19 protein-coding genes are annotated in these 15,418 nt (G+C 70.6%); 1 reads left to right on the plus strand and 18 read right to left on the minus strand.

Going from position 1 to position 15,418, the window contains the following annotated elements; genetic code table 11:
• Nucleotides 1-131: 131 nt before the first annotated feature.
• The 3 genes from glmM to rplM all read right to left on the minus strand — a co-directional run bounded on the left by glmM (nucleotide 132) and on the right by rplM (nucleotide 2,628).
• On the minus strand, nucleotides 132-1,472 hold the full coding sequence (glmM, locus tag OUQ99_RS27445) for a phosphoglucosamine mutase (RefSeq protein ID WP_267946664.1): 1,341 nt from the start codon (nucleotides 1,470-1,472) through the stop codon (nucleotides 132-134).
• Between the two features lie 159 nt (nucleotides 1,473-1,631).
• Nucleotides 1,632-2,141 carry a 30S ribosomal protein S9 gene (gene rpsI / locus OUQ99_RS27450; RefSeq protein ID WP_267946665.1) on the minus strand — a complete coding sequence of 170 codons (510 nt, stop codon included), beginning with the start codon at nucleotides 2,139-2,141 and terminating at the stop codon, nucleotides 1,632-1,634.
• A gap of 37 nt (nucleotides 2,142-2,178) precedes the next feature.
• Entirely contained in the window at nucleotides 2,179-2,628 is a 450-nt protein-coding gene (gene rplM, locus OUQ99_RS27455) for a 50S ribosomal protein L13 (protein WP_267946666.1), read from the minus strand.
• 1,531 nt (nucleotides 2,629-4,159) lie between these two features.
• Here rplM and OUQ99_RS27460 point away from each other — a divergent pair.
• Nucleotides 4,160-4,999, plus strand: coding sequence for a hypothetical protein (locus tag OUQ99_RS27460; protein WP_267946667.1), 840 nt, complete (start codon nucleotides 4,160-4,162; stop codon nucleotides 4,997-4,999).
• 320 nt (nucleotides 5,000-5,319) lie between these two features.
• Here the strand turns inward: OUQ99_RS27460 and truA are convergent, their stop codons facing one another.
• The 15 genes from truA to rplR form a co-directional block, all read right to left on the minus strand.
• Nucleotides 5,320-6,312: a tRNA pseudouridine(38-40) synthase TruA gene (gene truA, locus OUQ99_RS27465; RefSeq protein WP_267946668.1), complete on the minus strand. Its 993-nt coding sequence runs from the start codon at nucleotides 6,310-6,312 to the stop codon at nucleotides 5,320-5,322.
• Between the two features lie 145 nt (nucleotides 6,313-6,457).
• Nucleotides 6,458-6,949: a 50S ribosomal protein L17 gene (gene rplQ, locus OUQ99_RS27470; RefSeq protein ID WP_267946669.1), complete on the minus strand. Its 492-nt coding sequence runs from the start codon at nucleotides 6,947-6,949 to the stop codon at nucleotides 6,458-6,460.
• A gap of 70 nt (nucleotides 6,950-7,019) precedes the next feature.
• Nucleotides 7,020-8,042, minus strand: a complete 1,023-nt coding sequence (locus OUQ99_RS27475) for a DNA-directed RNA polymerase subunit alpha (RefSeq protein WP_267946670.1) — start codon at nucleotides 8,040-8,042, stop codon at nucleotides 7,020-7,022.
• A 184-nt stretch (nucleotides 8,043-8,226) separates the two neighbouring features.
• The gene (gene rpsK, locus OUQ99_RS27480) at nucleotides 8,227-8,631 is read right to left on the minus strand and encodes a 30S ribosomal protein S11 (RefSeq protein ID WP_053616319.1); all 405 of its coding nucleotides are present in this window, start codon (nucleotides 8,629-8,631) and stop codon (nucleotides 8,227-8,229) included.
• 65 nt (nucleotides 8,632-8,696) lie between these two features.
• Nucleotides 8,697-9,077, minus strand: a complete 381-nt coding sequence (rpsM, locus tag OUQ99_RS27485) for a 30S ribosomal protein S13 (RefSeq protein ID WP_267946671.1) — start codon at nucleotides 9,075-9,077, stop codon at nucleotides 8,697-8,699.
• Between the two features lie 215 nt (nucleotides 9,078-9,292).
• Nucleotides 9,293-9,406, minus strand: a complete 114-nt coding sequence (gene rpmJ, locus OUQ99_RS27490; RefSeq protein ID WP_082206327.1) for a 50S ribosomal protein L36 — start codon at nucleotides 9,404-9,406, stop codon at nucleotides 9,293-9,295.
• A gap of 54 nt (nucleotides 9,407-9,460) precedes the next feature.
• Nucleotides 9,461-9,682 carry a translation initiation factor IF-1 gene (gene infA / locus OUQ99_RS27495; RefSeq protein WP_013156135.1) on the minus strand — a complete coding sequence of 74 codons (222 nt, stop codon included), beginning with the start codon at nucleotides 9,680-9,682 and terminating at the stop codon, nucleotides 9,461-9,463.
• 438 nt (nucleotides 9,683-10,120) lie between these two features.
• On the minus strand, nucleotides 10,121-10,585 hold the full coding sequence (locus OUQ99_RS27500) for a DUF1707 domain-containing protein (protein ID WP_267946672.1): 465 nt from the start codon (nucleotides 10,583-10,585) through the stop codon (nucleotides 10,121-10,123).
• A gap of 67 nt (nucleotides 10,586-10,652) precedes the next feature.
• The gene (gene map, locus OUQ99_RS27505; RefSeq protein WP_267946673.1) at nucleotides 10,653-11,477 is read right to left on the minus strand and encodes a type I methionyl aminopeptidase; all 825 of its coding nucleotides are present in this window, start codon (nucleotides 11,475-11,477) and stop codon (nucleotides 10,653-10,655) included.
• Entirely contained in the window at nucleotides 11,477-12,142 is a 666-nt protein-coding gene (locus tag OUQ99_RS27510; RefSeq protein WP_267946674.1) for an adenylate kinase, read from the minus strand. The genes map and OUQ99_RS27510 overlap by 1 nt, the downstream gene beginning before the upstream one ends.
• Nucleotides 12,143-13,456 carry a preprotein translocase subunit SecY gene (secY, locus tag OUQ99_RS27515; protein ID WP_267946675.1) on the minus strand — a complete coding sequence of 438 codons (1,314 nt, stop codon included), beginning with the start codon at nucleotides 13,454-13,456 and terminating at the stop codon, nucleotides 12,143-12,145.
• A gap of 282 nt (nucleotides 13,457-13,738) precedes the next feature.
• A complete protein-coding gene (rplO, locus tag OUQ99_RS27520) occupies nucleotides 13,739-14,203 on the minus strand; it encodes a 50S ribosomal protein L15 (protein ID WP_267946676.1) in 465 nt (154 codons plus the stop codon).
• Nucleotides 14,200-14,385 carry a 50S ribosomal protein L30 gene (gene rpmD / locus OUQ99_RS27525; protein ID WP_013156129.1) on the minus strand — a complete coding sequence of 62 codons (186 nt, stop codon included), beginning with the start codon at nucleotides 14,383-14,385 and terminating at the stop codon, nucleotides 14,200-14,202. Before rpmD ends, rplO begins: the two co-directional genes overlap by 4 nt.
• A 2-nt stretch (nucleotides 14,386-14,387) precedes the next feature.
• Nucleotides 14,388-14,990 carry a 30S ribosomal protein S5 gene (rpsE, locus tag OUQ99_RS27530; RefSeq protein WP_267946677.1) on the minus strand — a complete coding sequence of 201 codons (603 nt, stop codon included), beginning with the start codon at nucleotides 14,988-14,990 and terminating at the stop codon, nucleotides 14,388-14,390.
• 49 nt (nucleotides 14,991-15,039) lie between these two features.
• Nucleotides 15,040-15,417, minus strand: a complete 378-nt coding sequence (gene rplR / locus OUQ99_RS27535) for a 50S ribosomal protein L18 (RefSeq protein WP_267946678.1) — start codon at nucleotides 15,415-15,417, stop codon at nucleotides 15,040-15,042.
• Between the last annotated feature and the right edge of the window lies 1 nt (nucleotide 15,418).

The raw sequence follows: 15,418 nt of genomic DNA on the forward strand, positions 1-15,418 counted from the left end.
GGGGTCGGGGCCGCGCCCCGGCGGGCCTTCGCGGAGCGAAGGCCCCTGGAACGCCCGGGCCGTGTCCCGCGGGTCGTTCCGGGCCCGCGGCGCGGGCGCCGGGCCCACCGGGAGCACCCGCGGACCACGTCCTAGCCCAGTGCGGAGCGGACCACCGCGGCCAGCCGCTCGGCCACCGCCGTCGCCTGCTCCTGCCCGGGAGCCTCCACCATCACCCTGACCTTGGGCTCGGTCCCGCTCGGACGGATCAGCACCCGGCCGGTCTCACCCAGCTCCGCCTCCGCGGCGCGTACGGCCGACCACAGCTCCTCGGAGTCCTTCACCCGGGACCTGTCCACGTCGGGGACGTTGATGAGCACCTGCGGCAGGCGGGTCATGACCTTGGCCAGCTCGGCCAGCCCCTGCCGGCGGTGGGCCATCGCCGCGAGGAGGTGCAGCCCGGTCAGCACGCCGTCGCCGGTCGTGGCGTGGTCCAGCAGGATCACGTGCCCGGACTGCTCGCCGCCCAGGCCGAAGCCGCCGCGCTTCATCTCCTCCAGCACGTAGCGGTCGCCCACCGCGGTCTCCACCACGGCGATGCCCTCCCGCTCCATCGCGAGCTTCAGCCCCAGGTTGGACATGACCGTCACCACGAGGGTGTCCTCGGCGAGCCTGCCCGCGTCCTTGGCCTCGGCGGCCAGGATGGCGAGGATCTGGTCGCCGTCGACCACGCGGCCGTCCGCGTCCACCGCCAGGCAGCGGTCGGCGTCGCCGTCGTTGGCGATGCCCGCGTCCGCGCCGTGCAGGAGCACGGCCTCCTGGAGCACCTCGAGGTGCGTGGAGCCGCAGCCCTCGTTGATGTTGTAGCCGTCCGGCCGGTCCCCGATGGTGACGACCTCGGCGCCCGCCCGGCGCAGGGCCTCGGGGGCGACCGCGGTGGAGGCGCCGTTGGCGCAGTCCACCACGACCTTGAGGCCCTTGAGGCTGTGCGGGACCGACGCGAGCACATGGGCGACGTAGCGCTCGGCCCCGTCGTCCGCCTCGCCGACCCGGCCGACCTGGTCGCCCACGGCGGGGGTCGAGGGCACGCCGAGCATGCCCTCGATCTCCTCCTCCAGGGCGTCCTCCAGCTTCTGGCCGCCCCGGGCGAAGAACTTGATGCCGTTGTCGGGGGCCGGGTTGTGGCTGGCGGAGAGCATCACGCCGAAGTCGGCGTCCAGCTCGCCGGTGAGGAAGGCCACGGCCGGCGTGGGGAGCACACCCACGCGGACCACGTCCACGCCGGTGCTCGCAAGGCCGGCGACCACGGCCGCCTCCAGGAATTCGCCGGAGGCGCGCGGGTCCCGGCCGACCACGGCCCTGGGTCTGCGCCCCGACCCGCTGTCCCGGGTCAGCACCCTCGCCGCGGCGATGGAGAGGTCCAGCGCCAGGGACGCGGTCAGGTCCCGACCGGCGACACCCCGTACACCATCTGTTCCGAACAGCCGAGCCACAGGCGACCAGCCCCTTTCGCAAACGGCGCCGCGTCCGGCGCCGGTGAAGTTCAGCGTGGCGCAAGCCACCGGAAAAACCAAAGACCCGCACGCCGCCCCCTGGAAACGGGAACGGCGTACGGGCCGAAGCTCAGCCGAGCAGGTGCCGGCGCATGAGCACTAACGCTTGGAGAACTGGGGAGCCTTGCGCGCCTTCTTGAGACCGGCCTTCTTCCGCTCCACCTCACGGGAGTCGCGGGTCAGGAAGCCGGCCTTCTTCAGGGTCGGGCGGTTGTTCTCCGGGTCCAGGGTCGCGAGCGCACGGGCGATGCCGTGGCGCAGCGCGCCGGCCTGGCCGCTGGTGCCGCCGCCGTCGAGACGGGCGAAGACGTCGTAGGCGCCGTCGAACCCGAGGGAGACGAACGGGTCCTTGATGGTCTGCTGGTGGACCTTGTCCGGGAAGTAGACCTCAAGGGGCTTGCCGTTGACCTTCCACTCGCCCGAACCGGGGGCGATGCGGACGCGGGCGACAGCCGACTTGCGGCGACCGGTACCGGCGCTGGGGCCGGAGGCGGTGGGGACGTAGGCGGCGACGGTCTCGTTGGACTCGCTGGTGTACTCGGAGGGGAACTCCTCCGGGTTGTCAGCGATCTCCTGCTCGACCTCTTCGATGCCGGTGGGCTCGACCACGGTTTTCCTCGTGCTCTCTGTAAAAGTCTGCGAACGCCTAGGCGGGCTGCTCGATCTTGGTGATGGCGAACGGAACCGGCTGCTGGGCCTGGTGCGGGTGCTCCGCGCCCGCGTACACCTTGAGCTTCTTGGCCATCTGGCGGCCGAGGGAGCCCTTGGGCAGCATGCCCTTGACGGCCTTCTCGATGGCGCGCTCGGGGTTGTTCTCCAGCAGGTCGACGTACGCCACGGAGCGCAGACCACCGGGGTAGCCGGAGTGCCGGTAGGCCTTCTTCTGCTCCAGCTTCTTACCGGTCAGGGCGACCTTGTCGGCGTTCACGACGATCACGAAGTCGCCGGTGTCGATGTGGGGCGCGTAGTACGGCTTGTGCTTGCCCCGAAGGAGCGTGGCAACCTGGCTCGCCATACGCCCGAGCACGAGATCGGTAGCGTCGACAACGTGCCACTGACGCTGGACATCGCTTGGTTTGGGGCTGTATGTGCGCACGATCGTTTGCCTTCGCTTCTTCAGTCGGCTGCCCCATCCCGAAGGTGGGAAGGGGGACTCGTATACACACCCGCGGTTGCGGGGTGTTTGGCCGGGTGTCCCATGCCAATCACAGGACTCTCCGATGGTGAGTGCGCAGACGATGGTGCGTGGATCGGCACCCGAATACGGGAGTTCGGGGCCCACGGCAACTCAACGCACAACGACGGGATATCCTACCTGGCCACCATAGCGCAGGTCAAAGCCAGCGACAGTGCGGACCGGCAGGACCACGCTCGGCGGGAAGCGCCGGCACGGGGTCACATCCGTGACCTCTCCGCCTTTTATTATGCCTTGTGCCGAGAGTGCTTCGTCCTGCGACCGTCCGCGCGTTGGCTACGCTTGCACCGAAAGGCCGGTCTCCGCCCGGAACGACGGGCGCCGACACGCACCCCAGGAGACGCCCGTCACGGACGCCGACCCCCCGGGAGCCGGTGCTGACGCCAGAGGGCGCACCAGGCCGTGAGCCCGGTCGACCGCGGCCCGGTTCCCATCCCCAGAGCCTTCGGAGACTCCCATCAGTACCCATCCGAACCAGCCACAGTACGGACCCGACGGGCGACCCCTCGGACCGGAGGCCGGTGACGGCCAGGACCTGCTCGGATCAGCGGCCCCCCACGCCGAGGGCCAGCATCCCACACCGGGGCCGCAGCAGCCGCACTCCGCGCCCGCGGGCGGCCGGCCGCCCCTCCCCCCGCAGCCCTCCCCCCCGCACGCGCGGCCCGGCGGCCCGCAGACCCCTCCCCCGTACCCGCAGAGCGGGCCCCAGCAGGGGTTCCACGGCGGCCAGGGCGACCCCGCGGGCCGCGGCGGCCCGAGCGGCCCCCAGGAGCCGCCCTACCCCGGCGGCCCCGTCGCCGCGCCCACGGGCGGCCGGCCCCCGATGCGCCCCGGACAGCCGCCGTACGGCGCTCCCACCGGCGGACACGTGCCTCCGCACGGAGGCCCCACCGGGGGCCAGGTCCCCCCGCACGGGGGCCCCACGGGCGGCGGTCCCGGCATGGGACATCTCACCCCGGGCGGTCCCCACCAGCCCCCCGGCCGGACGCTCCCCCCGGGCGCCCTCCCCCACGGCCAGGGCGCGCCGCCCCTCCCCCCGCACGTGCAGGGACGGCCCGGCCCGCCCCCCGGCGCCCCGGCGCCCGGACTGCCGCAGGCTCCCGGGCTGCCGCAGGCTCCCGGCACGCCCCAGGGGCCGCAGGATCCCCGAAGACAGCAGGGGCCCCAGCCGGACTTCCAGGTGACCGGGCAGCCGACGTACGGCGCCCCCACCGGCGGGCAGGTCCCCCCGCACGGGGGCCCCACGGGCGGCAGTCCGCGCCCGCTCCCCGGCGTGCCGTCCGGCGGCCAGGTCGGCGGCGCCCCCGCGCTGCCGCCGGGCGCGCTTCCGCCCGGCGCGGCCCCGAGCCCCCAGCAGGCCTTCCAGGCGCCGCCTCGCGGCCCGGGGGCCGGGGAGCCGGGTAGGGGCGACCCCGTGTTCCCCCCGGAGGCCATGGGGGCCACACAGAACATCCACGCCGTCCCCGCGGCGCCGGGCAGGCGCGACAACCGCCCCCTGTACCGGGACGAGGTCCCCGACGACGCCGGCGTCGACACGGCGCAGTTCGACGTCCGGGGGATCGACGACTACGAGGACTACGACGACTACGCGTCCGGTGACGACGGCTATGCGGACGCGCGCGCCGGAAAGCGCCGCCTCCTGATGATCGCCGGGTTCGCCGCGCTGCTGGTCGTCGCGGGCGGCGTGACGTTCCTCCTCGCCAGCGGCGGGGGGACGGAGTCCGGCGGGGCGAGCGCCTCCGCCGTCGCGGACGAGTCCGACGACCCGGGCGCGCTCGCGCCGGACGACCTCTTCCCCGAGACCCTGGACGTGGAGGGCGGCACGTTCACCCGTGTGGCCGTCGACGACATCGAGGACTGCTCCGCGGGCGCGCACGGCGACTACGGCCAGGTCCTCTCCGACAACGAGTGCCGCCAGCTGGTCCGCGCGTCCTACCTCAGCGAGGACGAGGCCCACGCGGTGACCATCGGGGTCGCGGCGTTGCCCTCGGACGAGGACGCCGCCGCCGCCATGGAGGCGCAGGACCTCGTGGGGGCGCAGTGGTTCGCCGGCCTCGCCGGCGAGGAGGGCACCCCCGCGGAGCGGCTCGGCCACGCGGGCGGGCACGGCAGCAGCGGCCAGTGGGGCCGCTACGTGCTCTTCGCCCTGGCCACCAACAGCGACGGCTCCGAGGAGGGCTCGGAGGAGAGCGAGTCCGCCACCGAGCTGCGCACCATCGGCGACGGCTTCCTCGACGAGGCGTTCGGCGCCCTCAGCGAGGACCGCGCCTGATCCGCCCGGGAACACGGGGAGGGGGCGCCCGGACCGGGCGCCCCCTCCGTCGTCCTCGGCCTCTCCGCCCCCGTCCACAGCCCGCGGAGCGGGCTTCCCCCGCCCACGGCCCGGCCCTACCGTGGAAAGCGGGGGGATCCCGGGGTCACACCGGCCCCGCTGCACCGCACCGGTCGCGCAGGCCCCACTGCCCCGCACAGGACGCGCAGGACGCCTGACGCGGCGCCCGGCCGCACCGGACGCCGCACGCCCTGACCGTCCCGGCGGCCCGGCCGCGCCGCCGGTCCCCGGCCGCCGCGCCCCGTGCCAGGCGCCCCGCGTCAGGCCGAGTGCCCCCGGCAGGGCAGCTCGCGCACCCGCCGGGTCGCCGAGGCCCGCGCCGCCAGCTCCTCGTCCCCGGGGTAGCGCACCTCCTCCAGGCTGAGCCCCTGCGGTCCCACCACGTGCACGGAGGAGTCGCGCACGGCCGCGCCGAGCACCGTCCCCGGCCAGTCCGCGTCCCGGCGCCCGTCGCCCACGGCCAGGAGCGCCCCCACGAGGGCGCGCACCATGTTGTGGCAGAAGGCGTCCGCCTGGATCGTCCCGCGCAGCAGGTGGGTGTCCACACGCGCCCACTCCAGGCGCAGCAGCTCCCGGACGGTCGTGGCGCCCTCCCGCTTCTTGCAGAAGGCCGCGAAGTCGTGCTCGCCGACCAGCCGCGCCGCTGCCTCGTTCATCCGCCCCTCGTCCAGCGGGCTCCTGTGCCACAGCACCGACCGGCGCAGCAGCGGGTCCACCCCGTGGGGGGCGTCGCTCACGTGGTACTCGTAGCGCCGGAACAGCGGGGAGAACCGCGCGTCGAACCCCGGTGGGGCCTTCCGGGCCCCGGTCACGCGCACGTCCTTGGGCAGGACCCCGGCGAGGCGGCGGAGCACCCTCTCCCCCTCGGCCTCCCAGGTGGCCGCCGGGATGTCGGCCTGCGCCACCTGCCCCCTGGCGTGCACCCCGGCGTCCGTGCGACCCGCGCAGGTCAGTGCCACGCGCGGCAGCCGCAGGACCCTCTCCAGGGCCGACTCCAGCTCGCCCTGCACCGTTCGGCGCCCGGGCTGCGCGGCCCACCCCGAGAAGTCCGTGCCGTCGTAGGCGATGTCCAGCCGGATCCTGACCGCCGGCTCGGCCCCGGACGCGTCGCCCGCGCCGGCCTCCGGGGGGCCGGCGGCGCCACCGGCCCCGGCGCCCCCTGGAACACCGGCGCGTCCCGGCTCCTCCGCCGCGGCGCCGCGCGGGGGCTCCCCCGCGGGCCCGGCCCCGGCCGTCGTCCCGTTCTCGTCCATCACACCCATCCGTTCAGGCCCACCGTCGGAGGGCGGCGCCCCAGGCGTCCGCCCTCCTGGAAAACACGAGTGCCCGACCCCCGGAGGGGTCGGGCACTCGGCGAGCGGTCGCACACACAGGTCCTGCCCGCGCGCGCCATCCGCCCTACTTGCTCTCGGCGCTCTTCTCGGCGGCCTCGTCGGTCTCGGCGACCTCTTCGGTCTCCGTGGCCGCGGTCTCCTCGGCGGGGGCCTCGACGGGCTCCTCGACCGGGGCGGCGGCCGGAGCGGCGGGGGCGTTCAGCGCCTCGACCAGCTCGATGACCGCCATGGGAGCGTTGTCGCCCTTGCGCGGACCGATCTTGGTGATCCGGGTGTAGCCACCGGGACGGTTCTCGAAGCGCGGGCCGATCTCGGTGAACAGCTCGTGCACCACGGACTTGTCCGTGATCTTGGTGAGAACCTGGCGACGGGCGTGCAGGTCACCGCGCTTGCCGAGGGTGATCAGCTTCTCGGCGTACGGGCGCAGACGCTTGGCCTTGGCCTCGGTGGTGCGAATGCGGCCGTGCTGGAACAGCGAGGTCGCGAGGTTCGCCAGGATGTGCCGCTCGTGAGCGGGCCCGGAACCCAGACGGGCGCCCTTGGTAGGCGTGGGCATGGTGTCGTTCTCCTAGTGATGCGATCCGCGGCCGCACTCGGCCGTGGACCATGTGGGCGACGAAGGTCGGTTAGTACTGCTCCGTCTCGACGAAGGACTCGCCCTCGTCGTCGTCGGAGCTGTAGGAGTCGGCCGCCGTGCTGGGGTCGAATCCGGGCGGGGAGTCCTTCAGGGACAGGCCCATGTCGATGAGCTTCTGCTTGACCTCGTCGATGGACTTCGCACCGAAGTTGCGGATGTCCAACAGGTCCTGCTCGGAGCGGGCGACCAGCTCACCAACGCTGTGGATGCCTTCCCGCTTGAGGCAGTTGTACGAGCGCACCGTCAGGTTGAGGTCCTCGATGGGCAGCGCCAGGTCCGCCGCGAGGGCGGCGTCCGTCGGCGACGGGCCCATGTCGATGCCCTCGGCGTCGACGTTGAGCTCGCGCGCCAGACCGAACAGCTCGACCAGGGTCTTGCCCGCGCTGGCGACCGCGTCACGGGGACGGATGGCCGGCTTGGTCTCGATGTCGACGATCAGGCGGTCGAAGTCGGTGCGCTGCTCGACACGGGTGGCCTCGACCTTGTAGGTCACACGCAGGACCGGCGAGTAGATGGAGTCGATCGGGATGCGACCGATCTCCTGGCCGGCCTGCTTGTTCTGCGTGGCCGAGACGTAGCCGCGGCCGCGCTCGACCGTCAGCTCCATCTCCAGCTTGCCCTTGCCGTTGAGCGTGGCGATGTGCAGCTCGGGGTTGTGCACCTCGACGCCGGCGGGCGGAGCGATGTCCGCCGCGGTGACGACGCCGGGGCCCTGCTTGCGCAGGTACATCAGCACGGGCTCGTCGTGCTCGGAGCTGACGACCAGGCCCTTGAGGTTGAGGATCATCTCCGTGACGTCCTCCTTGACACCGGGCACGGTGGTGAACTCGTGCTCGACGCCCTCGATGCGGATGCTGGTGACAGCCGCGCCGGGGATGGAGGACAGCAGGGTGCGCCGGAGCGAGTTGCCGATGGTGTAGCCGAAACCGGGCTCCAGCGGCTCGATGACAAACCTCGAGCGCAGGTCCGAGATGACTTCCTCGGCGAGCGTGGGACGCTGTGCGATCAACATGGTCCGTGTTTTCCCTTCCACATGGCCGACCGCTATATGACGGCCACCGGATGGACGTTCCGCCGGAACGGCGGTGTCCACTACTCGGATTACTACCCAGCCCGCGCGGGCCCCAGCGGGGACCGCGCGGGATCAAGCACGGCACGGTGCCCTGCCGGCCGGGGCCGCGGGCACGCGCTGCCGATCAGACGCGGCGGCGCTTCGGCGGACGGCAGCCGTTGTGCGGAACCGGGGTGACGTCCTGGATGGAGCCCACCTCGAGGCCGGTCGCCTGGAGCGAGCGGATGGCGGTCTCCCGACCGGAGCCCGGGCCCTTCACGAAGACGTCCACCTTGCGGACGCCGTGCTCCTGCGCGCGACGGGCAGCGGCCTCGGCGGCCATCTGCGCGGCGTACGGCGTCGACTTGCGCGAGCCCTTGAAGCCCACCTGTCCGGAGCTTGCCCACGCGATCACGGCACCGGTCGGGTCGGTGATGCTCACGATCGTGTTGTTGAACGTGCTCTTGATGTGAGCGTGTCCGTGGACAATGTTCTTCTTTTCCTTGCGGCGCACCTTGCGCGCGGCACCCTGACGGCCCTTAGGCGGCATTAGCGAAACTCCCAGAGATCATCGGTCCGTTGCTGTTCTCGGACGCGGTCGACAGTCCGAGCGGACTACTTCTTACCGGCCTTCTTCTTACCGGCCACGGTCTTCTTCTTGCCCTTGCGGGTACGCGCGTTGGTCTGCGTGCGCTGACCGCGGACCGGGAGCCCGCGACGGTGGCGGACGCCCTGGTAGCTACCGATCTCCATCTTGCGACGGATGTCGCCCTGCACCTCGCGGCGCAGGTCGCCCTCGACCTGGTAGTTCGCGCCGATCCACTCGCGCAGCTTGACCAGGTCCTCTTCGGACAGCTGGTGGACGCGCGTGTTGCCGTCGACGCCGGTCTGCTTCAGGGTCTCGAGCGCGCGGGTGCGGCCGATCCCGAAGATGTACGTGAGAGCGATCTCCACCCGCTTGTCGCGAGGGAGGTCAACGCCTTCAATACGTGCCATGTGGGCGAGACTCCATATCCATGCCCCGGAGGTCTGCCCCGTTCCACCCTCTCGTCGCCCAATCGACGAGGCCCCGGCCTCCGACCGGGGGTTGTCCCCGGGCCTCGTCGGCGCCGGGAATCGGAACAGGTTTTCGTTTGTACTGCGCCCGGGAGGGAAGTCCTTCCCTTGCCGGGTTGTCGCGGTTCAGAAGCCGCGGCGAGCTGCGGGGGCTGTTAGCCCTGACGCTGCTTGTGCCGCGGGTCCGAGCAAATGACCATGATCCGACGGTTGCGACGGATCACGCGGCACTTCGCGCAGATCTTCTTCACGCTCGGCTTGACCTTCATGGTGACTCCGAACTCATCACATCACTCATCCTGGGCCGTGCGGCCCACGACGGGCTACTTGTAGCGGTAAACGATGCGCCCGCGCGTGAGGTCGTACGGGCTCAGCTCCACGACGACACGGTCGTCGGGGAGAATACGGATGTAGTTCATCCGCATCTTGCCGCTGATGTGGGCAAGAACCTGGTGCCCGTTGTCGAGCTCTACCTTGAACATAGCGTTGGGTAGGGACTCGACAACGGAACCCTCGATCTCGATGGCGCCGTCTTTCTTTGCCATGTCCTCCACGCCTCGCTCATCGATTGGTTGATCAGGACAGTCCCGACGCGACCCCAGTGGCCTCGCACAACGCGACGGCCCCGGCGACACCGTACGGGCCGGATGTCGTCGACGCCAGGACACACTGGTAGTTCAGGTCAACTGCAAGGGCGTACGTCGATGGGAAGACGTGGCACAAAGAAGGCAGACTGACCCAACAGCCCGCGTATGGGCAGTGACAGTCTATCGCCTTCGGGCAAGTGCTTCTGACCGGCGGGCAGAGAACCCTATACCGTCGCCCCCGCAGGGGGAACCGGCGCCGCTCCGCGCCCCGGGCCGCGTTCGGGGGCGCCCCCGACAACGCCTCCGGTGGCCGCTTTCTTCCCCGTGCGGCGTCCCTGGCCGGGCGGACGGGGCCGGCGCCGGGGAGGGCCGGACCGCGACCGCCCGGAGGCCGGCCTACGGCGAGTGGTCGCCGCCGGGGTGGCTGCGCTGCGAGGCCAGGACCCCGAAGGTCACCACGCTCATCACGATGCCCCACGGCCCCAGCACCCACAGGAACCACGGGTAGTTGTAGTCGGTGGTGAGGAAGAGGATCAGCCAGATCACGAAGCACAGGACGTTGACCCCGGCGTACAGGATCCACGGCACCATCAGCGCCGGGTCCCGCATGCTGATCGGCGGCGCGATCAGGGGCTCCTCCTGGAGGGGGGACGCCCCGTGCAGGTCCGCCAGATCGCGCTCGGGCAGGTCGCGGGTGACCGTGGCCAGCTCGTCCGCCGTCCGGGACTTGTAGACGCGGCCGAGCCGGTCGGTGAACTCCTCGTGGTCGAGCCGGCCCTGCGCGAAGTGCGTCTGGAGGAGCTGCGCGACACGGTCGCGCTCGGAGTCGGACGTTCGTATCGACGGCACCGGGTCGGACACTGCGCGCACCTCGATCTTCACCCGTGAGTGGTCGCGTCCCGCGCGCGGTGCGCGTGGGGCGGGGCCGCTACCAGGTTGGCTGGACGAACCCCATATGAGTGATTTTATCGCGGTTGGACTCACGAGCGGTCAGGACCACGGGGCCCTCTGCGGTCACCGCGACCGTGTGCTCGAAGTGCGCCGCCCTCTTGCCGTCCTTCGTGACCACCGTCCAGCCGTCGTCCAGCTGGAGCACGTCCTGGCGGCCCAGGGTGGTCATCGGCTCGATCGCCAGGCACATGCCCTCGACGAGCTTCAGCCCGCGGCCCCGCTTGCCGTAGTTGAGGACGTGCGGGTCCATGTGCATCTCGGTGCCGATGCCGTGGCCGCCGTACTCGCGGACGTTGCCGTAGCCGCCGTTCGCGGAGATGTGGCCGCCGATCGCGAAGCCGATGTCGCCCAGGCGGTTGCCCGGCCGCATCTGCGCGATCCCCTGCCACATGGACTCCTCGCAGACCTCCATCATGCGGAGGTCCTCGGGCCGGCCCTCGCCCACGGCGACGGTGATCGCCGAGTCCCCGTGCCAGCCGTCCAGGATGGCGCCGCAGTCGATGGAGACGATGTCGCCCTCGGCCAGCACCCGCTCGGCGCTGGGGATGCCGTGGACGACCTCCTCGTTGACCGAGGCGCAGATGGACCCGGGGAAGCCGTGGTAGCCCTTGAAGGACGGCACGGCGCCCGCGTCGCGGATGACCTTCTCCGCCACGGAGTCGAGGTCCAGTGTGGACACTCCGGGCCGCACAGCGGCCCGGAGGGTGTCCAGGGCGCGGGCCACGACCTGGCCCGCCGCCCTCATCTTGGCGATCTGTTCCGGCGTCTTGATCTGCACGTCCGGCTCCGCCTTCCGAAACATCAGGAACTGGCCTCTCGGGCCTGCTCCTCGATCGCGGCCTTGGCCCGGGCCGTCACCGCGGCCACGGAGCCCGTGGCGGCGATGGTCGCCAGCAGCCCCTCGCGCTCGTAGAACTCCACCAGCGGCGCGGTCTGCTCGCGGTAGACCTTCAGGCGGTGCCTGATGGTCTCCTCGCGGTCGTCCTCGCGCTGGTACAGCGCGGCGCCCTCGTGGTCGCACACGCCCTCGGACTTCGGGGCGTCGTACTCCACGTGGTACACGCGGCCGCACTCGGGGCACGAGCGGCGCCCCGAGAGGCGCTTGACGACCTCGTCCTCGTCCACCCTCAGCTCCAGGACCACGTCCAGGTGCGTCTTCAGGTCGGCCAGGATGCCCTTGAGCGTCTCGGCCTGCGGGACGTTGCGGGGGAAGCCGTCGAGCAGGAAGCCCACAGCGGCGTCGTCCTGCGCCAGTCGGTCCTTGACCATGGCGTTCGTGACCTCGTCGGGGACGAGGTCGCCACGGTCCATGTACTCCCTGGCCTTCTTGCCAAGCTCCGTGCCACCGCTGACGTTGGCCCGGAAGATGTCACCGGTGGACACCTTCGGGATCGACAGCTCCGACGCGAGGATCTGGGCCTGGGTGCCCTTGCCGGCCCCAGGCGGCCCCACCAATACTGCTCGCATTTATCGCAGAAAACCTTCGTAGTTCCTCTGCTGGAGGTGACTCTCGATCTGCTTCACCGTGTCCAGCCCGACACCGACCATGATCAGGATGCTCGTCCCGCCGAAGGGGAAGTTCGCGTTGGCGCCGGTGGCGCCGAGCGCGACCATCGGGAGAAGAGCGATCACACCCAGGTACAGGGATCCGGGGGTCGTCAGCCTCGTCAGGACGTAGTCGAGGTACTCGGCGGTCGGACGCCCCGGTCGGATACCCGGGATGAACCCACCGTACTTCTTCATGTTGTCGGCGACTTCAGTGGGGTTGAACGTAATCGCCACGTAGAAGAACGCGAACCCGATGATCATGACGAAGAAGGTCGCCAGGTACACGGGGTGCGTGCCGGACAGGAAGTAGGTCTGGATGAAGGTCACCACGGGGTTCGTGGAGTCCTGGCCGACCAGTCCGACGACCAGCTGCGGGAGGTACAGCAGCGAGGAGGCGAAGATCACGGGGATGATGCCCGCCTGGTTGACCTTCAGCGGGATGTAGGTCGAGCTTCCGCCGTACATGCGGCGTCCCACCATGCGCTTGGCGTACTGCACCGGGATGCGGCGCTGTGCCTGCTCCATGAAGACCACCGCGGCCACGAGCACGAGGCCCGCGATGCAGATGAGGGTGAAGACCCAGATGGAGCGCTCCTCGAAGAGCCCCATGATGGAGGACGGGAACATCGCGATGACCTGGGTGAAGATCAGGAGCGACATGCCGTTGCCCACGCCGCGCTCGGTGATCAGCTCGCCGAACCACATGACGATGGCGGTGCCGGCGGTCATCACGAAGACGATCGTCACCAGGGTCAGGATGTCCTGGTTGGGCATGTAGGTGCTGACCGGGATGGCCCCCTGGAACAGGGCGCCCGTCCTGGCCATGGCGACGATGCTGGTGGCCTGCAGGACCGCGAGCATCAGCGTGAGGTAGCGGGTGTATTGGGTGATCTTGCTCTGCCCCGACTGGCCCTCCTTCTTGAGGGCCTCCAGGCGGGGGATCACCACCGTGAGCAGGTTGATGATGATGCTCGCGGTGATGTACGGCATGACCCCGAGCGCCAACACCGCCAGTTGCAACAGCGCGCCGCCGCTGAACAGGTTCACGAGCGCGTACACACCGCTCTGGTCTGCGGCGGTGACCGCCTCCATCTGCTCCCGGATCGCCGCGGAGTCGATCCCCGGAGCGGGAATCACCGACCCCAGACGGAAGATCGTCAGGATGAACAGTGTGAACAGCAGCTTGTTACGCAGGTCGGGCGTGCGGAATGCACGGACGAACGCACCTAGCACGTCTCCTCCTGCGCGGCTTCGGCGGCGGAACGGGTTCCAGACATCGCGGCCGATCCTGAATCGTCGTAGAACGTCAGCAGCGGGCAGTCGCCCGTTGCTCGGAAGTATTCACAGTACGTCAAGCGGGGAGCTCAAACAGATGGAACTGTAACAGCCATCACGCGGCAGTTGCGGTCGTGAGTCATAACGATCACTTCTCACAACACACGGGGGCGCCCGCCGGCCGGTCTTTCACTGACCTGCCGGGCGGACGCCCCCAGTTGCGCATTTCGGGGTAGACCCCTACAGCTCGGTGACGGAGCCACCGGCAGCGGCGATCTTCTCCTTCGCCGAGGCGGAGAACGCGTTCGCGCTCACCTGCACGGCGACGGTGATCTCACCGGTGCCCAGAACCTTGACGAGCTGGTTCTTGCGAACCGCGCCCTTGGCGACCAGGGCCTCGACGGTGACCTCGCCACCCTCGGGGAACAGCTCGCTCAGCTTGTCCAGGTTGACGACCTGGTAGGTCGTCTTGAACCGCGCGTTGCTGAAGCCCTTGAGCTTCGGCACCCGGCGGATGAGGGGCATCTGCCCGCCCTCGAAGCCGGGACGGACGGTGTTACGAGCCTTGGTGCCCTTGGTGCCCCGGCCCGCGGTCTTGCCCTTGGACGCCTCGCCGCGGCCCTTGCGGGTCTTGGCCTTGTTGGCGCCCGGGGCGGGCCGCAGGTGGTGCAGCTTGAGCAGCTCGTCGGGGTTGTAGTCGCTCATTCGGCAACCTCCTCGACAGAGACGAGGTGCGCGACGATCGTGATCTGCCCGCGAACCTCAGGGCGGTCCTCACGGACGGTGGACTTGCCGATCCGGCCCAGGCCGAGCGACTGGAGAGCAGCGTGCTGCTTCACCTTGCCGCCGATCTTGGAGCGGGTCTGCGTGATCTTGAGCTTGGCCATGGTCAGGCTCCTGCCTTCGCCTCAGCACGAGCACGCAGCATGGCGGCCGGGGCGACGTCCTCGATCGGCAGGCCACGGCGGGCGGCGATCTCCTCGGGCTGGTTGAGCCCCTTGAGAGCCGCCACGGTGGCGTGCACGATGTTCAGCGGGTTGGACGACCCGAGCGACTTGCTCAGGATGTCGTGGATGCCGGCGCACTCCAGCACGGCGCGCACGGGGCCGCCGGCGATGACGCCGGTACCCGGAGCGGCCGGACGGAGCAGGACGACGCCAGCGGCGTCCTCGCCCTGGACCCGGTGCACGATGGTGCCCTGGATGCGGGGGACGCGGAAGAAGTTCTTCTTCGCCTCCTCGACACCCTTGGCGATCGCGGCCGGAACTTCCTTGGCCTTGCCGTAACCGACACCGACCATCCCGTTGCCGTCACCGACGACGACGAGAGCGGTGAAGGAGAAGCGACGGCCGCCCTTGACGACCTTCGCGACCCGGTTGATGGTCACGACCTTCTCGATGTAGGAGACACCCTTGTCTGCGGCGCCGCCGCGGCGATCGTCACGGCGATCACGCCGCTCGCCACCGGCGCCGCGCCGCGGTGCTGCAGCCATCAGTGGTTCCTCTTCTCGTGGTTGATCTTGCCCAGTACAGAGGTCATCGCTAGAACTCCAGCCCGCCCTCGCGCGCCGCGTCGGCGAGCTTGGCGATACGGCCGGCGTACTGGTTGCCGCCGCGGTCGAACACCACGGCGGAGACCCCAGCGGCCTTGGCGCGCTCAGCGATGAGCTGACCGACCTTGGCGGACTTGTCGGACTTGGTGCCCTCGGCACCGCGCAGGTCGGCCTCGACGCTGGAGGCGGCGACCAGGGTGTGACCCCTGGTGTCGTCGATGACCTGCGCGACGATGTGCTTGGAGGACCGGAACACGGCCAGACGCGGACGCTCGGCGGTGCCCACGACCTTCTTGCGGACGCGGAACTGGCGGCGCGCACGGGAGGTCGCGCTCTTGGAGGTCCGCTTGCGCACGGTGATACCCATG

Origin of the sequence: Streptomonospora nanhaiensis (assembly GCF_026642255.1) — a bacterium.
GTDB lineage: Bacteria > Actinomycetota > Actinomycetes > Streptosporangiales > Streptosporangiaceae > Nocardiopsis > Nocardiopsis tropica.

Coding starts and splice junctions, on each gene's coding strand:
- OUQ99_RS27510 (WP_267946674.1), bottom strand. CDS start 12,142: ATGCGAGCAGTATTGGTGGGGCCGCCTGGGGCCGGCAAGGGCACCCAG.
- rpsE (WP_267946677.1), bottom strand. CDS start 14,990: ATGGCTGCAGCACCGCGGCGCGGCGCCGGTGGCGAGCGGCGTGATCGC.
- OUQ99_RS27475 (WP_267946670.1), bottom strand. CDS start 8,042: ATGTTGATCGCACAGCGTCCCACGCTCGCCGAGGAAGTCATCTCGGAC.
- rplR (WP_267946678.1), bottom strand. CDS start 15,417: ATGGGTATCACCGTGCGCAAGCGGACCTCCAAGAGCGCGACCTCCCGT.
- rpsM (WP_267946671.1), bottom strand. CDS start 9,077: ATGGCACGTATTGAAGGCGTTGACCTCCCTCGCGACAAGCGGGTGGAG.
- rplO (WP_267946676.1), bottom strand. CDS start 14,203: ATGAGCGACTACAACCCCGACGAGCTGCTCAAGCTGCACCACCTGCGG.
- map (WP_267946673.1), bottom strand. CDS start 11,477: ATGTTTCGGAAGGCGGAGCCGGACGTGCAGATCAAGACGCCGGAACAG.
- rpmJ (WP_082206327.1), bottom strand. CDS start 9,406: ATGAAGGTCAAGCCGAGCGTGAAGAAGATCTGCGCGAAGTGCCGCGTG.
- rpmD (WP_013156129.1), bottom strand. CDS start 14,385: ATGGCCAAGCTCAAGATCACGCAGACCCGCTCCAAGATCGGCGGCAAG.
- rpsK (WP_053616319.1), bottom strand. CDS start 8,631: ATGCCGCCTAAGGGCCGTCAGGGTGCCGCGCGCAAGGTGCGCCGCAAG.
- truA (WP_267946668.1), bottom strand. CDS start 6,312: ATGGACGAGAACGGGACGACGGCCGGGGCCGGGCCCGCGGGGGAGCCC.
- infA (WP_013156135.1), bottom strand. CDS start 9,682: ATGGCAAAGAAAGACGGCGCCATCGAGATCGAGGGTTCCGTTGTCGAG.
- OUQ99_RS27460 (WP_267946667.1), top strand. CDS start 4,160: ATGGGGGCCACACAGAACATCCACGCCGTCCCCGCGGCGCCGGGCAGG.
- rplQ (WP_267946669.1), bottom strand. CDS start 6,949: ATGCCCACGCCTACCAAGGGCGCCCGTCTGGGTTCCGGGCCCGCTCAC.